Source organism: Streptomyces iconiensis (assembly GCF_028657195.3).
In the GTDB taxonomy this organism is placed as follows: Bacteria; Actinomycetota; Actinomycetes; order Streptomycetales; family Streptomycetaceae; genus Streptomyces; species Streptomyces iconiensis.
In genome coordinates, this window is record NZ_JANCPR020000007.1 from 97,489 (window position 1) to 116,723 (window position 19,235).

At 70.8% G+C, this 19,235-nt stretch carries 15 protein-coding genes; 7 read left to right on the plus strand and 8 right to left on the minus strand.

The features are described 5' to 3' along the window. Positions 1-33 precede the first annotated feature (33 nt). Genes NMN56_RS08935 through NMN56_RS08950 form a run of 4 tightly spaced genes read right to left on the minus strand, consistent with a single transcriptional unit; the run spans position 34 to position 4,904 of the window. Positions 34-1,185 carry an XdhC family protein gene (locus tag NMN56_RS08935; protein WP_274042388.1) on the minus strand — a complete coding sequence of 384 codons (1,152 nt, stop codon included), beginning with the start codon at positions 1,183-1,185 and terminating at the stop codon, positions 34-36. After that, positions 1,178-3,301: a xanthine dehydrogenase family protein molybdopterin-binding subunit gene (locus NMN56_RS08940; RefSeq protein ID WP_274042389.1), complete on the minus strand. Its 2,124-nt coding sequence runs from the start codon at positions 3,299-3,301 to the stop codon at positions 1,178-1,180. Before NMN56_RS08940 ends, NMN56_RS08935 begins: the two co-directional genes overlap by 8 nt. Beyond that, positions 3,298-4,290, minus strand: coding sequence for an FAD binding domain-containing protein (locus NMN56_RS08945; protein WP_274042390.1), 993 nt, complete (start codon positions 4,288-4,290; stop codon positions 3,298-3,300). Before NMN56_RS08945 ends, NMN56_RS08940 begins: the two co-directional genes overlap by 4 nt. Continuing rightward, positions 4,287-4,904, minus strand: coding sequence for a 2Fe-2S iron-sulfur cluster-binding protein (locus NMN56_RS08950; RefSeq protein ID WP_274042391.1), 618 nt, complete (start codon positions 4,902-4,904; stop codon positions 4,287-4,289). Before NMN56_RS08950 ends, NMN56_RS08945 begins: the two co-directional genes overlap by 4 nt. A 232-nt stretch (positions 4,905-5,136) precedes the next feature. Between NMN56_RS08950 and NMN56_RS08955 the strand changes: the two genes are divergently transcribed. Next, positions 5,137-5,718 (plus strand): TetR/AcrR family transcriptional regulator, encoded by a 582-nt coding sequence (locus NMN56_RS08955; protein WP_274042392.1) that lies wholly within the window; start codon positions 5,137-5,139, stop codon positions 5,716-5,718. Between the two features lie 70 nt (positions 5,719-5,788). Here the strand turns inward: NMN56_RS08955 and NMN56_RS08960 are convergent, their stop codons facing one another. Beyond that, a complete protein-coding gene (locus tag NMN56_RS08960; RefSeq protein ID WP_274042393.1) occupies positions 5,789-7,465 on the minus strand; it encodes a family 43 glycosylhydrolase in 1,677 nt (558 codons plus the stop codon). 328 nt (positions 7,466-7,793) lie between these two features. On the opposite strand from NMN56_RS08960, the gene NMN56_RS08965 reads away from it, so the two are divergent. Beyond that, on the plus strand, positions 7,794-8,342 hold the full coding sequence (locus NMN56_RS08965; protein WP_274042394.1) for an HAD domain-containing protein: 549 nt from the start codon (positions 7,794-7,796) through the stop codon (positions 8,340-8,342). Positions 8,343-8,746: 404 nt separating this feature from the next. Here the strand turns inward: NMN56_RS08965 and NMN56_RS08970 are convergent, their stop codons facing one another. Continuing rightward, positions 8,747-9,286, minus strand: a complete 540-nt coding sequence (locus NMN56_RS08970; protein WP_280842736.1) for a hypothetical protein — start codon at positions 9,284-9,286, stop codon at positions 8,747-8,749. Between the two features lie 1,436 nt (positions 9,287-10,722). Between NMN56_RS08970 and NMN56_RS08975 the strand changes: the two genes are divergently transcribed. From NMN56_RS08975 to NMN56_RS08985, 3 genes are all read left to right on the plus strand, one after another. Beyond that, on the plus strand, positions 10,723-11,964 hold the full coding sequence (locus NMN56_RS08975; protein ID WP_430542509.1) for a histidine kinase: 1,242 nt from the start codon (positions 10,723-10,725) through the stop codon (positions 11,962-11,964). Positions 11,965-11,990: 26 nt separating this feature from the next. Then, positions 11,991-12,650 carry a response regulator gene (locus NMN56_RS08980; protein WP_274042639.1) on the plus strand — a complete coding sequence of 220 codons (660 nt, stop codon included), beginning with the start codon at positions 11,991-11,993 and terminating at the stop codon, positions 12,648-12,650. Between the two features lie 225 nt (positions 12,651-12,875). Continuing rightward, on the plus strand, positions 12,876-13,778 hold the full coding sequence (locus tag NMN56_RS08985; RefSeq protein ID WP_274042395.1) for an alpha/beta fold hydrolase: 903 nt from the start codon (positions 12,876-12,878) through the stop codon (positions 13,776-13,778). Positions 13,779-14,037: 259 nt separating this feature from the next. Here the strand turns inward: NMN56_RS08985 and NMN56_RS08990 are convergent, their stop codons facing one another. Both NMN56_RS08990 and NMN56_RS08995 read right to left on the minus strand, forming a co-directional pair. Beyond that, on the minus strand, positions 14,038-14,838 hold the full coding sequence (locus NMN56_RS08990; RefSeq protein ID WP_274042396.1) for a PucR family transcriptional regulator: 801 nt from the start codon (positions 14,836-14,838) through the stop codon (positions 14,038-14,040). After that, complete coding sequence (locus tag NMN56_RS08995) at positions 14,759-15,289, minus strand: hypothetical protein (protein ID WP_274042397.1); 531 nt, start codon at positions 15,287-15,289, stop codon at positions 14,759-14,761. The genes NMN56_RS08990 and NMN56_RS08995 overlap by 80 nt, the downstream gene beginning before the upstream one ends. 462 nt (positions 15,290-15,751) lie before the next feature. Between NMN56_RS08995 and NMN56_RS09000 the strand changes: the two genes are divergently transcribed. Together NMN56_RS09000 and NMN56_RS09005 are read left to right on the plus strand one after the other, a co-directional pair. After that, complete coding sequence (locus NMN56_RS09000; RefSeq protein WP_274042398.1) at positions 15,752-17,059, plus strand: NAD(P)/FAD-dependent oxidoreductase; 1,308 nt, start codon at positions 15,752-15,754, stop codon at positions 17,057-17,059. 95 nt (positions 17,060-17,154) lie between these two features. Continuing rightward, positions 17,155-19,146 (plus strand): S9 family peptidase, encoded by a 1,992-nt coding sequence (locus tag NMN56_RS09005; RefSeq protein ID WP_274042399.1) that lies wholly within the window; start codon positions 17,155-17,157, stop codon positions 19,144-19,146. Positions 19,147-19,235 lie beyond the last annotated feature (89 nt).

Consider the following 19,235-nt stretch of genomic DNA (forward strand, 5'->3'; position numbering starts at 1 on the left):
GGCCCCGGCCGGCCGGTTTCTTCCGGGCGGCCGTCAGGCGACCGCCGACACCGCAAGCGCGCCTCGCTCCGCCGTGTCGCGGTGGAGCGGGGTCCCCGAGCCGGTCAGCGGGACGCCGGTTCCGCCGCGCCGGGCCGCGACGATCTCCGCCGCGATGGACAGCGCCGTCTCCTCGGGCGTACGGGCGCCGAGGTCGAGGCCGATCGGTGACCGCAGCCGGGACAACTCCGGCTCGCCCAGGCCGGCTTCTCGCAGCCGCCGGTTCCGGTCGGCGTGGGTGCGGCGCGAGCCCATCGCGCCGACGAAGGCGACCGGCATCCGCAGCGCCGTCTCCAGCAGGGGCACGTCGAACTTGGCGTCGTGGGTGAGCACGCACAGCACCGTGCGCCCGTCGGTCGCCGTGCCCCTCAGATAGCGGTGCGGCCAGTCGACCACGATCTCGTCGGCTTCGGGGAAGCGGGCCCTGGTGGCGAACACGGGACGCGCGTCGCACACGGTCACGTGGTAGCCGAGGAACTTGCCCGTGCGTACCAGCGCAGCCGCGAAGTCGATCGCACCGAACACGATCATGCGGGGCTGCGGCAGGCTCGACTCGACGAACAGCGTGAGCCCGCCGGGGCAGTGCGAGCCGTCCTCGGAGAGGGCGACGGTGCCGGTACGGCCGGCGTCCAGCAGCGCCCCGGCCTCGGCGACCGCCGTCCGCTCCAGCTCCCCGCCATTGCCGAGCACACCCTCGTACGATCCGTCGGCGCGTACCAGCAGGGGCCGGCCGAGGAGTTCGGCCGGCCCCTGTACGACCCGGGCGACGGCGGCCGGCTCGTCCCTGGCGGCGGCCGAGAGCGCAGCGCGGAACACCGCGTCGCCCGCGGCGTCGGCGCGAACCGGGGTGACCAGGACGTCGATGGTCCCGCCGCAGGTCAGACCGACGGCAAAGGCGTCCTCGTCGCTGTAGCCGAACCGTTCACGTACCGTCAGGCCGTCCTCCAGCGCCTGTACGCACAGGTCGTACACCGCGCCTTCCACACAGCCGCCGGACACCGAGCCGATGGCCGTGCCCGCGCTGTCGACGGCGAGGGCGGCCCCGGGATCGCGCGGTGCGCTGCCGCCGACGGCCACCACGGTGGCCACGGCGAAGTCCCGGCCCTCGGTCAGCCAGCGGTCCAGTTCGACCGCGATGTCAAGCATCCACCGCTCCCGTGCCGGCCCGCAGCACGCGGTCGGGCCGGATCGGCAGATCGCGGTGGCGTACACCGGTGGCGTGCCAGACCGCGTTGGCGATCGCGGCGGCGGTGCCCACGATGCCGATCTCGCCGATGCCGTTGATGCCGACGGGGTCGTCCGGGTCCGCGTCCTCGATCCAGTCGGCCTCGATGAGCGGTATGTCGGCGTTGCCCGCGATGTGGTATCCGGCCATGTCGGCGCCGACATGGCCGCCGGACGCCTGGTCCCTGATCGCCTCCTCGTGCAGGGCCATGGAGAGGCCCCAGACCATGCCGCCGACGAACTGGTTGCGCGCGGTCAGCGGGTTGACGATCCGGCCTGCGGAGAAGATGCCGAGCATCCGCCGTACGCGTACCTCGCCGGTGCCGGGATCGACGGCGACCTCGGCGAACTGGGCGCCGTACGTGTGCCGTTCCTTCGGCGGCAGCGTGGCGATGGCCGCGGCGGTGTCGGAGCGCGCCGTGACGCCCTCCGGCGGGATGACGGCGCCCGGGAGCAGCAGCTCGCGCAGTTCGGTGGCCGCCGCCATGATCGCCCAGGCCCAGGAGCGGGTGCCGAGCGAGCCGCCCGCGATGAACGCCTGGCCGAAGTCGCTGTCGCCGATCCGCACCCGCACGCGGTCCGGAGTGGTCTCCAGCGCGTCGGCGGCGATCAGGGTGAGCGCGGTGCGTGCGCCGGTGCCGATGTCCGCTGCGGTGATCCGCACGGTGAAGGTGCCGTCGGCCTCAGCCGTCACGGCGGCCGTGGACGGTCCGACACCCGCGTGGTACGAGGAGGACGCGGTGCCGGTGCCGAGCAGCCAGCGGCCGTCCCTGCGCACCCCGGGACGCGGGTCCCGGTCGGCCCAGCCGAACCTGCGGGCGCCCTCGGAGAAGCAGCCGAGCAGGTTACGGGCGGCGAACGGCAGCCCGGAGAAGGGGCCGGTCTCGGGCTCGTTGCGGGCACGCAGCTCGATCGGGTCCAGGCCGCACTTCTCGGCGAGTTCGTCGATCGCCGACTCCAGCGCGAACGACCCGGGCGCCTGGCCGGGTGCCCGCATCCAGGTCGGTGACGGTACGTCGAGCGGTATCACGTGGTTGACGGTGTGGTGCGCGTCGGCGTCGTACATCGTCCGGCCAAATCCGGCGCTCGACTCGACGAACTCGTGCACCTGGGAGGTGAGGCTCAGCGAGCTGTGCGCCAGGGCGCGCAGCCGTCCGTCGGCGTCGGCGCCGAGTCTGACCCGCTGCGCCGTGGGGCTGCGGTAGCCGGTGAGCGAGAACATCTGACGCCGGGTCAGTACCACACGGACAGGGCGCTGGAGAACGGTTGCGGCCATCACGGCGGCCACCTGGTGGACGCGTACGCCCTTGGAGCCGAAGCCACCGCCGACGTGTTCGGAGATCACGCGCACGGAGTCCTGGTCCAGCGAGAACATCTCGGCCAGTTCGCTCGCCACCCAGGTGCTGCCCTGGTTGGAGTCGACGACCGTGAGCCGGCCGCCGTCCCAGTGGGCCGTCGCCGCGTGCGGCTCCATCATGCTGTGGTGCTCTTCGGGGGTGGTGTACTCCGCGTCCAGTACGACGGCCGAGGCGGCGAGTTCGGCCGCCAGGTCGCCCTTCTCGACGGTGTCGGGCGCCGCGCCCTCCGCCTCGTCGTCGACGCGTGCTGCGCTGAACGCGACGTCGTGCGGCTCCTCCTCGTAGGTCACGACGAGGGCCTCGGCCGCCTCCTTGGCCTGCTCTGACGTCTCGGCGACGACCAGGGCGACGGGCCAGCCCACATGCGGTACCCGATCGTGCTGGAAGACGCCGGCTGTCGGGTCGGGCTTGCCCAGCAGCCCGGCGTAGTCGGTGCTGACGCGCGGCGCTTCGCTGCCGTGGTGCAGTACGGCAAGGACGCCTGGCATCTCCAGTACGGGCCCGGTCTCCACCGAGCTGATCCGGCCGCGCGCGATGGTGGACAGCACCAGCCAGCCGTGCGCGAGTTCGGTGAAGGGGATGTCAGCCGCGTAGCGTGCGGCGCCCGTGACCTTGTCGCGGCCCTCGACGCGCGTGGTCGCTGCGCCGACGGAGCCCTTCGGGCGGGTGGCTGTGGTCATCGGGCGACCTCTTCGGTGAGTCGGGTCAGTTCGGCCACCACGAGGTTGCGCATCAGGTCCACCTTGTACGCGTTGTGCGGCAGCGGGCGTGCGGCGGCCAGTTCGGCGTCCGCAGCGGCGGCGAAGGTCTCGGCGTCGGCCGGTGCGCCGGTGAGGACCTCTTCGGCGCGACGGGCCCGCCACGGCCGGGAGGCGACAGCGCCGAAGGCGAGCCGCACCTCGCGTACGACACCGTCGCTGACGTCGAGCGCGGCGGCGACCGAGCCGATCGCGAAGGCGTACGAGGCGCGTTCGCGGACCTTGCGGTAGCGCGAGTGGGCGGCCACCTGCGCGGGCGGCAGGGACACGCCGGTGATCAGCGCGCCGGCGGGCAGCGCGGTCTCCAGGTGCGGGGTGTCGCCCACCGGGAGGTAGAACTCCGAGAACGGCAACTCGCCCGGCCCGTCGGCCGTTTCGTAGTGGACGACGGCGTCGAAGGCCGCGAGGCCGACGCCCATGTCGGAGGGGTGGACGGCGACGCAGTGGTCGCCGGCGCCCAGGATGGCGTGGTTGTGGTGCTCGCCCTCGATGGCGGGGCAGCCGCTGCCGGGCGCCCGCTTGTTGCAGGGCTTGGTGACATCGGCGAAGTAGCCGCAGCGGGTGCGCTGGAGGAGGTTGCCGCCGACCGTGGCCATGTTGCGCAGCTGTCCGGAGGCGCCGGCCAGGACCGCCTGGCTCAGCGCCGGGTAGCTGCGCCGGACCTCCGGGTGGGCAGCGAGGTCGCTGTTGGTGACGGTCGCGCCGATGCGCAGCCCGCCGTCCGGAGTCGACTCGATGTCGTCCAGGGGCAGTTCACGGACGTCGACGAGGCGCGCGGGCCGCTCGACGCCGGTCTTCATCAGGTCGACGAGGTTGGTACCGCCGCCGAGGAAGCGTGCGTCCGGGTCGGCGCCGAGCAGCGCGACAGCGCCGGGCACGTCGTGCACACGCTGGTAACCGAACTCCTTCATGCCGCCACCTCCGCACCGGTGCCGGTGCTGGTCCGAGTGCCGGTGCCGGTCCGGGCGCCGGGGTCCGCCTGAGTGCTGGAGCCGGTCCGCGTAGCGGCGGCCCGTGCGACCGCTTCGACGATCGATACGTAGGCTCCGCAGCGGCACAGGTTGCCGCTCATCCGCTCACGAATCTCGTCGGCGGTCAGCGGCGGTGGTCCGGCCTCGGGCCGGACGTCGTCGGTGGCGGCGCTCGGCCAGCCGGCCGCGTGCTCCTCGATCACCGCGACGGCGGAGCAGATCTGCCCCGGGGTGCAGTAGCCGCACTGGTAGCCGTCGAGGTCGAGGAATGCCTGCTGCACCGGGTGCAGCTGGTCACCGTCGGCCATGCCCTCGATGGTGGTGATCTCACGCCCTTCGGCGGCGACCGCGAGCTGAAGGCAGGAGACGCTCCTGCGCCCGTCGATCAGGACCGTACAGGCGCCGCACTGTCCCTGGTCACAGCCTTTCTTGGTGCCCGTCACATCGAGCCGCTCGCGCAGTGCGTCGAGCAGGGAGGTGCGATGGTCGACGGTCAGCGGATACTTCTCGCCATTGATGCTCAGAGTGATGGCGCTGGACGTTGATGGGGCCATGATCAGCCTTCTCTCGCGAAACACGAAACACGGAACCAGAGACAGAAGACCGCGCCGTACCGGCGCAGGCATGATCGGTCAGTCGCTCGCTGTCGTTGCCGGGGCTACCTCTCGGACCGTATGCGCAGGTATGGTGGGCCTAACTGGACAACTGTCCGCTACGCGAAAACCTAGCGGACAACTGTCCGCTTAGCAAGGGACGGGTTCGGTCACGGGCCCGTGAGGAGGAGGAGTGCGGGAGAAGAAGAGCGCGCCGGTGCGCTCGGACGCGCAGCGGAATCGCGAACGCATCCTGAAAGTGGCCCTGGTCGAGCTGACGCACTGCGCGGACGCACCGCTCAGCGCGATCGCGAAGAAGGCAGGCGTCGGACAGGGCACGTTCTACCGCAACTTCCCCAACCGCGAGGCACTCGTACTGGAGCTCTACAAGCACGAGATGCAGCAGGTCGCCGACGCGGCCCCCGAGTTGCTGCGGACGCGGGAGCCCGAGCAGGCACTGCGCGAGTGGCTGGACCGCCTCGCCCAGTTCGCCATGGCCAAGGCGGGCCTCGCGGACGCCATACGACAGGCCACCAGCGGACCCTGCGGCCAGACGAAGCCGGGCCACGCCCCCGTGGCCGAGGCGGCCGAACTGCTGCTCCGGGCCAACGAGGAGGCCGGCACGGTACGGCCCGGCGTGACCGGAGACGACTTCTTCCTCATCATCGGCGGCCTCTGGCAGATCAACCCCGACGACCCCGACCGGCAGCGACGCACCGCCCGCCTCCTGGCCTTCATCATGGACGGCCTGCGTACGGGGGCCTCCGGGGCCTGACTTGCCAAGATCGTCAGTCCGTATGGACGGCCTGCGTACGGGGCCTCTGCCTCCTGACCTGCGAAGATCGTCAGTCCGTATAGACCTCGGCACGGTCGACGCTCACGAAGGCACCCCGGGAACCGGGATTGTGCTCTCCGGTGACGCGGACGCGCAGGGTGTGCTTGCCGTTCTGGAGGCGCGGGCTCAGATACTGCACGGCCTCACCGATGCGGAGGGAGCCGTGGAAGTCCACCCGCTGTTCCGGCCCGCCGTCGACGCTGATGCCCGCATAGCCGTTGCCGGCGTCCTTGACCGACAGCAGGGCGATCCGGGTGCCGGTGAAGGAGAACGTCGCGGTCGCTCCCGCCCGGTCGCTCCAGTGGTCGTCTCCCCAGAAGCACTGGGTCGCACAGCCGCTACCGGAGTTCCAGGCACCGCTGTAGGCGACGGCACCTGTCCCGCTGGAGCGACCGTCATCGTTGATCCAGTAGTTGCCGGATCCGGGGTCCCCTGAGGGCAGGTCCTGGGTGGCGCCGATCGCGAGGGGCCTGCCGAAGTCGGGGCTGCCGTCCGCTCGCCAGGTGAACTTCTGCGCCCGGGTCGTACGGTTGCTGTACGTGTTCTGGGACGTCGTCTTGGCGTGGTAGACGATCCAGTCCTCCTTGCCGTCCGGGGAGCGGAAGAAGGCGTGGTGACCCGGGCCGTACACGCCGCGGTCGTCGGCGCGGGAGAACACCGGCCCCTGGTGCTGCTTCCAGTTGCCCGGCACGAGCGGGTCGGCGCCCTGGGGCATCGACATCATCCAGACCTGGTAGTCCGGCTTGCCGGTGTCGCAGGCCGAATACGTCATCCATACGCGGCCGTTGCGGTACAGGAACTCCGGCCCTTCCCGCACCTCGGGACAGCCGCCGGCCCCGTCGATGGCGACGGCGTCGCCGGAGACGGTGTACGGGTTGGACATCGGGGCGATGTTCAACCCGTTGTGCTGGTACCGGTTGATGCCGCTGTACGCGAGGTACAGCCGCCCGTTCACCTGCAGGATGCCCGCGTCGATGGCGAAGTCGTTCGCGTGGTTGGGCGGGGCCAGCTTCGCCTTGAAGTGGTACGGCCCCGCGGGATCGTCGCCCTCCGACTCCAGCACGTACAGGCGGTGATGGTCGTCGATGCCGTCGTCGGCCGTGTAGTACATGTACCAGCGCTCACCGAAACGGTAGAACTCGGGCGCCCAGATGTTGCGGTTGCGTGAGGGGTCGGAGTCCTTCCAGACCGTGACGGGCTCGGCCGCCGCCAGGGTCCCCAGGGACGGGGAGCGCCACATGCGGATGCTGTCGCCCTGGGTGGTGGTCAGGTAGTAGTTGCCCTTCCAGTGCGTCATGAAGGGGTCGGGGCTGCTGTTCAGCGGATTGCGGAACGTGTTGGCTGCTGCCTTCGCCCCGGTCGCTGCTCTGGGGCTGGTGGCCGCCTCGGGTCCGGTCGTGGCCTTGGGGCTGGTGGCCGCCTTGGGGTCGGTCGTGACCTCGGGGCCGGTGACCGCCTTGAGGTCGGTGGCCGCTGCTCCGGTAGCGGCCTGCGACCCGGCTCCGGCACCGGCGTCGGCCTTGGCTCCGGCCTCGGCTCCGGCGAGTGAACTGGCTTGCCCGGCAGGGCCGTTGGATGCGGGAGTGCCGGTGGCCGACGCGGCGGAAGGTGCGGCGGCGGAGGGCGTGGCGGCGGGAATGGCGAAGACCACGAGCGTCGCCAGGAGGAGCCCAAGAGGGGACGACACGATCGACGCGACGCGCCTGCGGCGACGGGAGGGGGCAGGCGAGGGGGAGGCGGAGGCGGGAAGCATGGGTCCTTCCGGGGTTCTCGGCCGGGGGAGGCCGTGACGGGGAGGTGGGGACCACGAGCTTTTACATCGATGTAACGACGGGGCGTGACGGTAAACGCGGGTGGTTGCCTTGTCAATGGCCCCTGCTTCGCCGGGAATTGGCGGCTCGCGAACGCGGGGGAGCCGGGCAGCGCAGCAGCCCCCGCCCCGCCCCGCCAGAATCTCGGTGGGCGGTGGCGTCACCGGCCAGTACCGTGCCAGGCCGGACCAAGGGGGTGAGCTGATGCGTCCAGTGCTGATGGTGGATGTGGACGGACCGCTGAACCCGTACGCCGCGAAGCCGTACCGACGGCCCAAGGGCTATGAGACGCACCGGCTTCTGACACCTCGCTGGAAGGCCGCCGAGCGGCGCCGGTTGACCGACTGGGGGCTGCCGAACAAGCCGGTGAAACCGCTGCGTGTGTGGCTCAACCCTGAGCACGGCCCAGCATTGGACGCGCTTCCCTTCGACCTGGTGTGGGCGACGACGTGGGAGGAAGAGGCCAACGCTTTCGTCGCGCCGGTCCTGGGACTGCCCCAACTGCCCTTCCTCGCTTGGTCTTCGCCTCGGACCGAGCCCGGGAACGGCGTGTTCTGGAAGACGCCGGAGATCGTCGCGTGGGCAAATGGCCGGGCGTTCGCCTGGGTGGATGACGAGATCACAGCGGCGGATCGCACATGGGTGAACGATCACCACGACGGTCCCGCTCTACTGCACCGGATCGACCCCCGATACGGCCTTGCCACCGAAGACTTCGCCGCACTGACGGCATGGGCGACCGACCTGGACTGACGTCGCGGCCAGTCGCCACCTGCCTGAGTCGCCCGTGCCGCGTCCCCTTTACGGGACAGCACCCGGATGTCGCGCCGCCGCGGGACCGCCCCCGAGTGGCCCGGGCCTGACGTCCAAGTACTGCCGGGGAGTGTCGTCGGGCGGCGTTCGGGAGAGGTAGTGCCTGGTCAGCCGGATCGCCCGGTCACACGGTGACCGGGCGATCCGTTACTGCGCTGCCGCCCGGCAGGAGCAACACGTTCGACACGCGCCCCCCTACCGCCAGCCCCGTCCCCCTTCAACTGCCGCCCACGGGGCGTCAGTTGGCCGTCCGCGAGTGACGGCCGACTGGGACGAACACCCGGGGGGAGAGCAGAGGCGCGAGGCCGGAGGCTGAAGACCAGGGCCGGGCCGGAGGCCCGGAATCAGCAGCGCTTCTGCGAGACAGCCTGGTACGGCTGGGGCGCACCAGCGGGCCGCAGGGTGCCGACCGCTGAGGTGCAGTCCTTGACGGTGGCGGTGCCCTTGGTCCAGAACTCCTGCTGTGTGCCCTTCCAGGCGTTCGCGCCGTACGTCGTGTCGCTCGTGTAGTTGTAGACGCCGAGAGTGACGTCGTACGGCTTGGCGTTCTGGTGGAAGCTCTCCCACACCCACAGGTAGCCGTAGTTCTCGTTGCACTTCTTCGAGTAGAACTGCTTCACCGAGGCGAGGGTCGTACCGTCCCGCTTGATCAGCCCCTTCTGACCGATCTCGACGGCGTCGTCACAGACACCGGCGGCCACGGCCTTCTTGCTGACCGGGTTCCCCGCCGGAGAAGGCGCCACCGACCGTTTGGTCTTGTCGGGAGCGGGGGCCGAAGGGCCGCTGCCGGCGAAGGCCGCACCGGCGGGCAGCAGGATCAGCGCACTGGTCGCGGCGGCGGCGAGCAGGCCCTTGGAGAGCTGCTTGGTCATGGCAGACTGCATGGGAATTTCCCCCTCTTTCATGATGAACAGGTCGAAGACTCGACGAAAGGTGCTATCGGAGTCATGTTGTCCCATGTACGGGATACTTAATGAGACCCTCGGACCCTGCGAGGGGTTGTACGGCCCGCGGCACGGATCGGCCCGGCTCCCGCCCGCACTCCTCTACTGGGGCCCGGCTCCGGCTCCCGCCCACGCACCTTCGCTCGGCGAGGTCCCGCCCGTTGGGGCGTACAGCGACACTCCTCGCCTGGTCGTGCCGGGCCCGGCCGGCTGGCGTTGACGCGGAAGGCCAGGTCCGGGGAACGAGGTGAAGTGCCTGGGGGGTTGAGGAGCCCTGGCACGTAAGTCCTGTCCTTCGCCGGTGCGTTGAGGTCGCCACCCCTCCGCGTTGCCTCGCGCCTTCGGCTGCCCCGGCCCCTCGTTTTGCCGGACTCACCCATGCATGGCCTCGCGCTGCTTACGCTGCACCTGGCGTGCTGCGCCCGCTGACCTCGTTCGGCCTGGAGGTAGAAATGTCCGGATCACCAATAGTTGCTCAGAACGGCTCGCCCTCCCGGTAAACGCCCAGGTCAGCAAGACTGCTCCCCGCGCCCGCGGGGATGGACCCGGCTTGGTCGCACTGGGGTTGCTGAACATGAACTGCTCCCCGCGCACGCGGGGATGGACCCATGTGCGGCGGCAGACCGAGCTGCGTCGCCATCTGCTCCCCGCATCCGCGGGGACAGACCCCGAAGGCACCGCACGCGCACGCCAACCTCATCAGTGAGCGCAACAAGCTGAAGCTCAACGCTTCTCGTGTCGGCTCGCTGCCCAAGCGCGAGCCCGCGTGGAGGCGCTGTAGGCGCTCGTGGCGCGTCCGGGTTTCGTGGGAGACGTGGGGTGTTGAGCAAGTCGGCCGTGGACCCGTTGGGTTCGGGTGACTTCTTCGCCGCCGCCACTCCTCCCGCCGGGCAGCGCACCCGCGCTCACCGGGTTGGCACCGGACCGGACGCGGGCGAACCCCGACTGCCAGCGCGTCAGCGCATCAGCGCGCCAACGTGCGCCCGCACGCTGTTCGCCGGCCCTCGCAGGGGCAGCTCGCCCCGTGCGACCGCACCGCACCGTACGGACCGGCACCGCCCCGCACCGTACGCACCCACGCAGCAGGCAAGTGGCAGGTGTCCCCCGTGCGAGCTACGTGCAGGTGTCCTCGGTGAGGTGACGAATTCGGGGTGGGGGATCAGTAGCGTTCGGTGCAGCCGCGGGGTTGCGGGGGGTGGGATTGATGGAGGGGTTTTTGTGGGGTTGGTGTGGCAGCTCGCGGATGGGGCTGCGGTCGCCTTTGTCGGGGGGCCGGGTGTCGTTGCGGTGGAGGGGCGGCCTTGGGTGGCCCGTCGGCGGCATGTGGGGCTTCGTTGGTGCGGTGCCCGGGCGAGTGCTACCGCGAGAATTGCCCAGTGATCAAAAATATCCCCACGTTCAAATTCCGGTTCCTGGAACTGTGGCACCGGTTCGACACCGTCGCCTGGTACGTCGTCGCGCTGGTCCTCTTCACCGGGTCGCTGCTGCCGGCGTTCCAGAGTCAGGGGACGATGCTCGGCGGCATGCCGCCCCGCCCGTTCGATGCGTTGGCCATCGTGGCGGTCGCCTTCCAGGCTCTCCCGGTCGCCGTGTGCCGGCGGTGGCCGGTGGCCTGTCTGGTGCTGGTGGTGCTGGGCTTCGCCGTCGACCAGTTGCGCGGCTACCACTCGTTCGCGGGCACCGCGCTGCCCCTCGCGCTGATCGCGGTGGGGGCCAAGCTCGAACGGCGCCGGCGTGTCACCGCGCTTCTGCTCACCGCGGCGTACGTGGCACTGGTGCTCGCGCTGTCCCAACTCGGTCCTGGCGAGTCCCCGGGCGAGTACCTGATGTTCTACCTGGCGGTGACCCTCGCGTGGGGTGTCGGTACGTGGTTGCGTTCCGTGCGGGCGGCGGAGGCCGATCGCCGCCGCCGCGTTGCCGAGGACTCCCGGCTCGCCGAACGTACCCGTATCGCCGGTGAACTCCACGACGTCGTGACGCACCACGTGACGGCGATGGTCGTGCAGGCCGAGGCGGCACGCTATTTGACCGCCGCGCCTGAGCGTCTGGACCAGTCACTGACGGCCGTCGGCGACACCGGCCGGCGGGCGATCTCCGACCTGCGGCACCTGCTCGACCTGCTCAATCCCGACTATGGGACCCCGGGCAACGGAACCGGCGGTCACGGAATCGCCGATCGCAGAACCGCCGGTCACCGAACCCCCGAGCACGGGACCGAGGCCAGGACGCCGTCCGTCGGCAGCCTTCTCACGCTCGTGGAGCAGACGCGCAGGGCAGGGCAGCAGGTGGAGTTCACCGAGGAGGGCACGCCGACGGAGCCGACCGGCAGCGCCGACCTCGTCGCGTACCGGGTCGTGCAGGAGGCACTGACGAACGCTCTCAAGTACGCCCGTGGAAGCCGCACCTCGGTCCAAGTGCACTACAGCGAAAGGGAGATCACCGTGGAGGTCAGCACGGACGGTTCCGGTGCGCGGTCCGGTTCCCCCGGTGGGAGCGGGCGAGGGCTCGCCGGTCTCCGTGAACGGGTCGACATCCTCGGCGGCGACTTCAGCGCGGGGCGGCGGACGGGCGGCGGCTTCGTCGTGCGTGCGCGCATACCCGCGGGGAGCCCGGCGTGAACGTACCTGTGGGGAGCCACCCCGGTGTGAGCGCGCCGATCCGGGTCCTGGTCTGCGACGACCAGGTGCTGGTGCGCACCGGGCTGGTGACCATCATCGACGCTCAGCCCGACCTTGAGGTGGTGGGCGAATGCGCGGACGGGCAGGCCGCTGTCGACCTCGCACGCCGGCTGCGTCCTGACGTGGTGGTGATGGACGTACGCATGCCGGTGCTCGACGGCATCGACGCCACCCGCCTGCTGGCCGGTGCGGGGTTGCCGGATCCCGTCAAGGTGCTCGTGGTGACCACGTTCAACCTGGACGAGTACGTCTACCAGGCGCTGCGCGCAGGGGCGAGCGGCTTTCTGCTCAAGGACGCACCACCGGCCCAACTGCCGCACGGTATCCGGACCGTGGCCATGGGCGCGGCACTGCTGGCACCCGAGGTGACACGCGAACTCCTGGGCATGTACGCCGCCCGTGTCCGACCCGCCGAGGACACCGGGCGCGACATCCCGCTTTCCCCGCGCGAACTGGAGGTTCTCCGCCTCCTCGCTGACGGGCGTTCCAACAGCGAGATCGCCGCGATCCTCCGGATAAGCCAGGAGACCGTCAAAACTTTTGTGTCACGCATCCTCACCAAACTCGAACTCCGCGATCGCGTCCAGGCAGTTGTCTACGCATACCGCCATGGCCTGGTCACCTGACGCGGCGCGGTGCCGCGCGGCGTGAGCGGCGCGGCATGAGGCCGGTGCCCGGTACCCCGTACATCGGTCACGTCACCGGCAGTACCCGGAAACAGAAACCGGGCAGCACCGGAAACAGAAGAGCAGAACATGGCGGCGCCCATTCCGTCGCGCCGCCGTGTGTCCCGTATTCCGCAATTCCACTGTTCCGCAATTCCGCACGTATCTCTTGTTGGAGGAAACATCATGACCCGCAATACCCGAGCTTCCGTCCTGGTGGCGCTGTGCTGCGCCGTAGCCGGCGCTGGACTTGTCGGCTGCGAGGAATCAAAGAGCGCTGGTTCTGATTCCTCGCCCACCACCAACGCGAAGAACGCCGAGCAGGGCTTTCCCTCGGGAACGAAGAAGATCCGGGTGGACGGCCATGCGGTGAACGTGTCCTGTTCGGGCCGCTCGGCGGACGGCAAGCCGGTCACCGTTCTGCTGCACGGGGGAGGGGACAGCCTGAAGAAGATGGCCGCGTTCCAGAAGACCCTGAGCAAGAAGGGCCGGGTCTGTTCCTACGACCGGCTCGGCGCGGGCGCCAGCGACAAGCCCGCCGGGCCGCAGACCGTCGAGAGCAGCGGCAAGGTCCTCACCGGGGTGCTCGACCGGGTCGCCGGTGACGCTCCGGTCGTCCTCGCGGGGCATTCGCTGGGCGGCCTGATCGCGGCCAGGTACGCGCCGGACCACCAGGACAAGGTCAAGGGCCTGGTCCTGATGGACGCCACCCCGTCGACGCAGAACGCCGATGTCACCAGGGAGGTCCCCAAGTCGGCAACCGGCCCCGCGGCCGATGTGCGCGATCAGTTCCTCGCGATATCCCAGGGGAAGAACCCGGAAAAGCTCGTGATCAAAGATGGGAAGGTCCGTTCTGCCGGTGACATCCCGGTGGAGGTGATCAAGCACGGCAAGAAGTACCTGGCGGCCGTTCCCGACAGCGGCCCGGGCCTGGAGCGGGCGTGGTCCAAGGGCCAGCGCGAGTGGCTGAAGATCTCCAGCAACAGCAAGCTGAGCACCGCCAAGAAGAGCGGTCACTACATTTACGCCGAGCAGCCGGAAATCGCTGTCCAGGCTGTCCAGCACGTCGTCTCGCAGGCCGCTGACTGATCGGGCCGATGTTCCCGCAGGGGAGCGTGGCCCCGGCGTCGAGCAGTAAGAAGCCCCGCGCCTGCGCGGCTGCGGGCCTGTGCGGCTGTGCACCTGTGGGCCTCAGCGCCCGTGCGTGTGTTCGCCTGTGCGTGTGCTCGCGTGAGGTGACCCGGTAACGGGGGTGACGCGGTGGTGCGGTGACGCGGTGGTGCGGTAGTGCGGTAGTGCGGTGACGCAGGGCACGGTTACGTGCCCCGCGCGCCGCGCGCGGCGGCCGTCATGGTGGGTCCCGCAACTGCGCGATCTTGAGGCTGAGATGGGCGATCAAGCGGTCGTCGCCCCGTGAGAGCGACAGGCCCGTCAGTTCCTCGGCCCGGCGCAGGCGGTTGTAGAGGGTCGACCGGTGTATGTGGAGCCGAGCGGCGGCGCGTCGGGCGTCGCCGGCCTCGTCGAGGTATGTGCCCAAGGTTTCCGCGAGTTCCGGGAGGCCGGAGTGCGGCTGGAGCAGGCCGCGCACGCCGGGGTGCATGCTTTCGGCGCGTTCGGCGGGGGAGAGCTTCGCCAAGAGCGCGTAGACGCCCAGGCGTGCGTGCGTCGTGACCGCTTCGCCGCTCCCCGTCGCCCACGCCACCTCCGCGGCCTGCCGCGCTTCCGCGTAGGAGGCGGCTGCTTCCGTCAGCCTGCGGTGGACCCGTCCAACTCCGACCCGGCACACGGCTGTTGGGTCCGAGTGGAGTTCGGCACGCAGCCGTTGGCAGAGCACGTCCGCCATCTCCTCCGCGCCGCGCGCGGCTTCCTCGTCACCCGCGTCGGGCCGGATGCTGAGCAGCAGCGCGTGGTCCGGGCGGGTCAGCGAGAGTGCGTGCGTGGGGGCCAGCCGCCTGCGGGCATGGTCGACGGCGATATGGAGGGCGAGCCGTTGTTCGTCCGGCAGCGGCTCTCCCGAGCCGCTGCCGACCGTGCCGACGACGGCGACGACGGCGACACCATCGACCGCGTCAGCACTGCCCGTCGCGGCGAGCCCTTCCTCGACGAGCATCCGGGCCGCCTCGGCCCTGAGCACGGGGTCGGTGGACACGAGGTCGCGGACCAACTCGCGTTTCGCGGCTTCGTGAGACCTGGTCGTGCAGATGCTCCCCGTGAAGGATGAGGGCGGCCTGGCGCGCGGCCTCCCGCAGCCCGTCGGCCTCCCGCCGCCCCGCCGGCCCTTCGTTGGCGGTCAGCCAGACATAGCCGAGCGGTGCGCCCTCGTACCGGATCGGCATGCCGAAACGGGCCACCTCGATGCCGATCTCCGGCCGCGCGGAGATGGTGAACAGGCCGGTGGCACAAGGTGCACCCTCTGCGGCCACGTGCTCGACCAGTTCGGTGGACACGCCCCGGTTCATGAGGGATTCGATACGGGCCGAGTCGGCTTCGCCGTGATGCGCACTGTGCGCGAGGAGGCGGAGCCGCCGGTCGTCCACCGCCACCGAGCGCCCCAGCCGTGCGCCGAGAGCGTCGACCACCTGCTGCAGATCCGTTGCCACGACCGCATGTTAGGTGCTCCCCTCCGCTCCCTCTTCCTCGATGCCTCCTCAGCGTCGCCGTACCTGCCCCGTCATGCCTGCCTCGCCATGCCCGCCGCGCCATGCCCGCCCCGGCCATTCACGTCCTGCCGTCGTACCCGCCCCCGCCATACATGTCCTGCCACGCTCGCCCCGCTCGACCGGCGTGGTGCACGCACGGGCTCCCGCCGGCGAGGTGCACGCGGGCTCCCACCCGGCGCGACATATGGCGACCTGGCCGGCGGGAAGGCGCGACAGCTGTCGCGGGGCCACGCTGTTCGACCTGCGTAATGTGCGTGACGCAGGGACCACGGGCCGCGAGCCGGGAGCCGGGAGGCAGGGGCCGCGGATCGGCGCTCCGGCGCCCGGGGCCCCTTGGGCGGGCACTTGACGGTCCGGGGCCCGGCGGTTCTGCTGTTCAGTCCGACATCCCGAAGGAGTGGCGTGGTGTCCGTGACCGCCGAGGTCGTCATTGTCGGAGCCGGAGTTGTCGGCTCCTCGACAGCACTTGAACTGGCACGGAGCGGGCTGCGCGTCACCGTCGTCGACAGGCTCGGTGGTGCGGGCAACGGCTCCACCAGCGCCTCCAGTGCGGTGGTGCGTTTCACCTACCCGACCGCCGAAGGGGTGGCAGCGGCGTGGGAGTCCCGGCACTGCTGGGAGGGATGGCGCGACCATCTCGGAGCGCCCGCCGGCGAACCACTGGCCGCTTTCACCCGGTGCGGGGTCGTCATGCTCGATGTGGACCTCGCCCCGCGCAGCCTGTTCACCCGCCTCTTCGACACGGTCGGTGTCCCCTACGAGGAGTGGGAGGCCCGGGAGTTGGCGGCGCGGCTGCCGGCGCTGGACACGGGCAGGTACTGGCCGCCGCGCGCCGTGGACGACGAGGAGTTCTTCGCCGACGCCTCCGGCCGGCTGGGCGCGCTCTGCACGCCGGACGGGGGGTTCGTCGACGATCCGCAGCTTGCCGCGGCCAATCTCGCGGCTGCCGCCCAACGGCACGGGGCCTCCTTCCGCTGGAACACCCGCGTGACGGCGGTGTCGCAGGCCGGAGGCAGGGTGAGCGGTGTCAGGCTCGACGACGGCACCGCGCTGTCGGCGCCGGTCGTCGTCAACGCGGCCGGTCCCTGGTCAGGGCGGCTGAACCGACTGGCGGGCGTGGGCGGCGACTTCACCATCGGCCTGCGCCCCCTGCGCCAGGAGGTCCACCATGTGGCGGCGCCACCCGGCTACGGCGTCGGCGGTGGTGCGGGTCCCGTGGTCGCGGACATGGATCTCGGCACGTACATACGTCCGGAAGGGCGGGAGTTCCTGCTCGTCGGTGGCACCGAGCCGGAGTGCGATCCGCTGGAGTGGCTGGACGATCCGGACGCCGGCAGCCCGGCACCCACCGCTTCGCGGTTCCGTACGCAGGTGACGCGCGCTGCCCGCCGGTTGCCCGGGCTGCGGGTGCCCGGTCGGCCGCGCGGAGTGGCGGGCGTGTACGACGTGGCCGACGACTGGACCCCCGTATACGACCGGACGGACCTCGACGGCTTCTATGTGGCCATCGGCACCAGCGGCAACCAGTTCAAGAACGCCCCCCTGGTCGGCCGCCTCATGTCCACCCTGATCCACGGCGTCGAGGGCGGGCACGACCACGACGAGCGTCCGCTCGTGCACGTCTGTGAGCACACGGGGCAGAGCATCGGTCTCGCCGCTTTCTCCCGCCGCCGGCGCCCGTCCACATCGACGGGAACGGTCCTCGGCTGACCGGGGGAGCGGCACGCAGCCGGTACGCACCGGTACACCGTGGCCCGCCGTACCACCGGGGCCCCGCGGTACCGCAGTTCACGAAGGAGACAGCGATGGACAAGGACCTCCGCGAGAGCGCCACGTACGCGGCAGTCGACGACCACTTGCGCAAGCTGCACGAGCCGGGCTTCGGTACCCCGCACGCGCTGCGCGAGCCTCACCTCACCGCCGACGGCCGGCACGTCACCGTGACCGGCGTCGTGTTCGACCGGCTCGACGGCCTTCCCCGAACCGCCGTTTACACCTGCGGCGACGGCCGCCTCGTCCCCCTGTCCTCGGGGACGGCTTCGGCCAGGGGAGCCGTCTTCTCCCCGGACGGCAGCACGCTCGCCTTCCTGTCCGACCGCGGTACGCCCCGGAACTTCCAGCTGCACCTTCTGCGTTCGGACCGGCTGGGTGAGGCCGCCGCCGCGCCCACCGTGCCCGGCAGCGTCGAGTACGCGCACTGGTCTCCCGACGGGCGGCAGGTCCTGCTCGGCGTCGCCGCCCTCGGCGCCGACCTGTCCGGCAGCCAGGGCTCGGCGACCGTGCCGGCCACGTCCGCGGCGGCCCCGGGCGGTACCGCGGAGTGGCAGCCGCTCGTGGAGACCGGTGACGAGGACGGCCGGCGCAGCCTGTGGCTCTACTCCCTCGACACCGGCGAGGTCCACCAGGTGTCGCCCGAGGGGGTCAACTGCTGGGAGGCGGGCTGGTGCGGCGCCGGTCATGTCCTCGCCGTGGCGTCCGAGGGCGCGGACGAGGACTCCTGGTATCAGGCGGCGCTCACCCTCATCGGCACCGCCGACGGAAGCTGTCGCGAGCTGTTCAGCAGCGAGGTGCAGCTCGGGCTTCCGGCGGGCTCGCCGGACGGCCGGACCGCAGCGGTGGTGCAGGCCGTCTGCAGCGACCGGTGGCTCGTCGCGGGCGACCTCTTCCTCATCGATACGACCACCGGGCTGCGTACGGCCGTTGACACGGCGGGAACGGATGTCACCGGCCTGCAGTGGATGGACGAAACCCGGCTCGGCTATGTCGGCCAGCGCCATCTGGACTCGGTCGCCGGAGTCGTCGACACCACGACCGGACGGGTCAGGGAGGTCTTCGCCACCGAAGTCGCCTGCGGCGGCTCCTCGTTCTTCCCCGCCGGGTGCTTCACCGCTGACGGCCGGGTGCTCACGGTTCAGGAGTCCTATGAGCTGCCCCAGCAACTGGTCCTGACCGACGGCCACACCGACGAGGTGCTCGCATCGGTGGCCGGCCCCGGAACCGATCATCTGCGCTCCGTCGGCGGCGCGGCCCGTGGGATCTCGTGGAAAGCACCGGACGGGCTGGAGATCGAGGGCATCCTGTGCGTCCCGGAGGGCGAAGGTCCGTTCCCGCTCGTCGTCAACATCCACGGCGGCCCGGTCGGGGCCTTCCGCAACACCTGGTCCATGAACCAGCCCTGGGTTCCTCTCCTGGTCTCGCGCGGCTACGCCGTGCTCAACCCGAACCCGCGCGGAAGTGCGGGCCGGGGGCAGGAGTTCGCCGGACGGGTCGTCGGTGACATGGGCGGGGACGACAGCCGTGACCTCCTCGCGGGCATCGACCACCTGGTGGGCGAAGGGCTCGTCGACCCCGCCAGGGTGGGCCTCATCGGGGGCAGTTACGGCGGCTTCATGTCCTCGTGGCTGGTCACCCAGGACACCCGCTTCGCGGCTGCGGTTCCGGTCTCACCCGTCACCGACTGGTACAGCCAGTCGCTGACCAGCAACATCGGCGAGTGGGGCAACTCCTTCCTCAAGGCCGACCCCGCGCAGCCGGGTTCAGCCGTCCACTCCCGCAGCCCCGTCTTCCACACTCACAGGGCCCGTACGCCGTGCCTCGTCGTCGCCGGAGCGAAGGACCGCTGCACACCCCCGGGGCAGGCCCGCGAGTTCCACCAGGCGCTGAGGGCCAACGGCGTCGAGACGGCCCTGGTGATCTACCCCCAGGAAGGACACGGCGTACGCAGCTATCCGGCGGTGACCGACTTCCTCACCCGCGCCCTCGACTGGTTCGAACGGCACATGCCCGCACGCGCCTGAGCGTGTTCTTCACGAACGCCCGCCGGCGCACGTCGACGTCCTCGCCGTTCAGGCCGGAGGGGGCCGGCCAGGACCGCACACGCCTGGAG

What these genes read in the sequence shown, in the direction of transcription:
- NMN56_RS08935 (WP_274042388.1), bottom strand. Translation starts at nt 1,185, where the DNA reads ATGCTTGACATCGCGGTCGAACTGGACCGCTGGCTGACCGAGGGCCGG.
- NMN56_RS08940 (WP_274042389.1), bottom strand. Translation starts at nt 3,301, where the DNA reads ATGACCACAGCCACCCGCCCGAAGGGCTCCGTCGGCGCAGCGACCACG.
- NMN56_RS08945 (WP_274042390.1), bottom strand. Translation starts at nt 4,290, where the DNA reads ATGAAGGAGTTCGGTTACCAGCGTGTGCACGACGTGCCCGGCGCTGTC.
- NMN56_RS08950 (WP_274042391.1), bottom strand. Translation starts at nt 4,904, where the DNA reads ATGGCCCCATCAACGTCCAGCGCCATCACTCTGAGCATCAATGGCGAG.
- NMN56_RS08965 (WP_274042394.1), top strand. Translation starts at nt 7,794, where the DNA reads ATGCGTCCAGTGCTGATGGTGGATGTGGACGGACCGCTGAACCCGTAC.
- NMN56_RS08970 (WP_280842736.1), bottom strand. Translation starts at nt 9,286, where the DNA reads ATGCAGTCTGCCATGACCAAGCAGCTCTCCAAGGGCCTGCTCGCCGCC.
- NMN56_RS08985 (WP_274042395.1), top strand. Translation starts at nt 12,876, where the DNA reads ATGACCCGCAATACCCGAGCTTCCGTCCTGGTGGCGCTGTGCTGCGCC.
- NMN56_RS09005 (WP_274042399.1), top strand. Translation starts at nt 17,155, where the DNA reads ATGGACAAGGACCTCCGCGAGAGCGCCACGTACGCGGCAGTCGACGAC.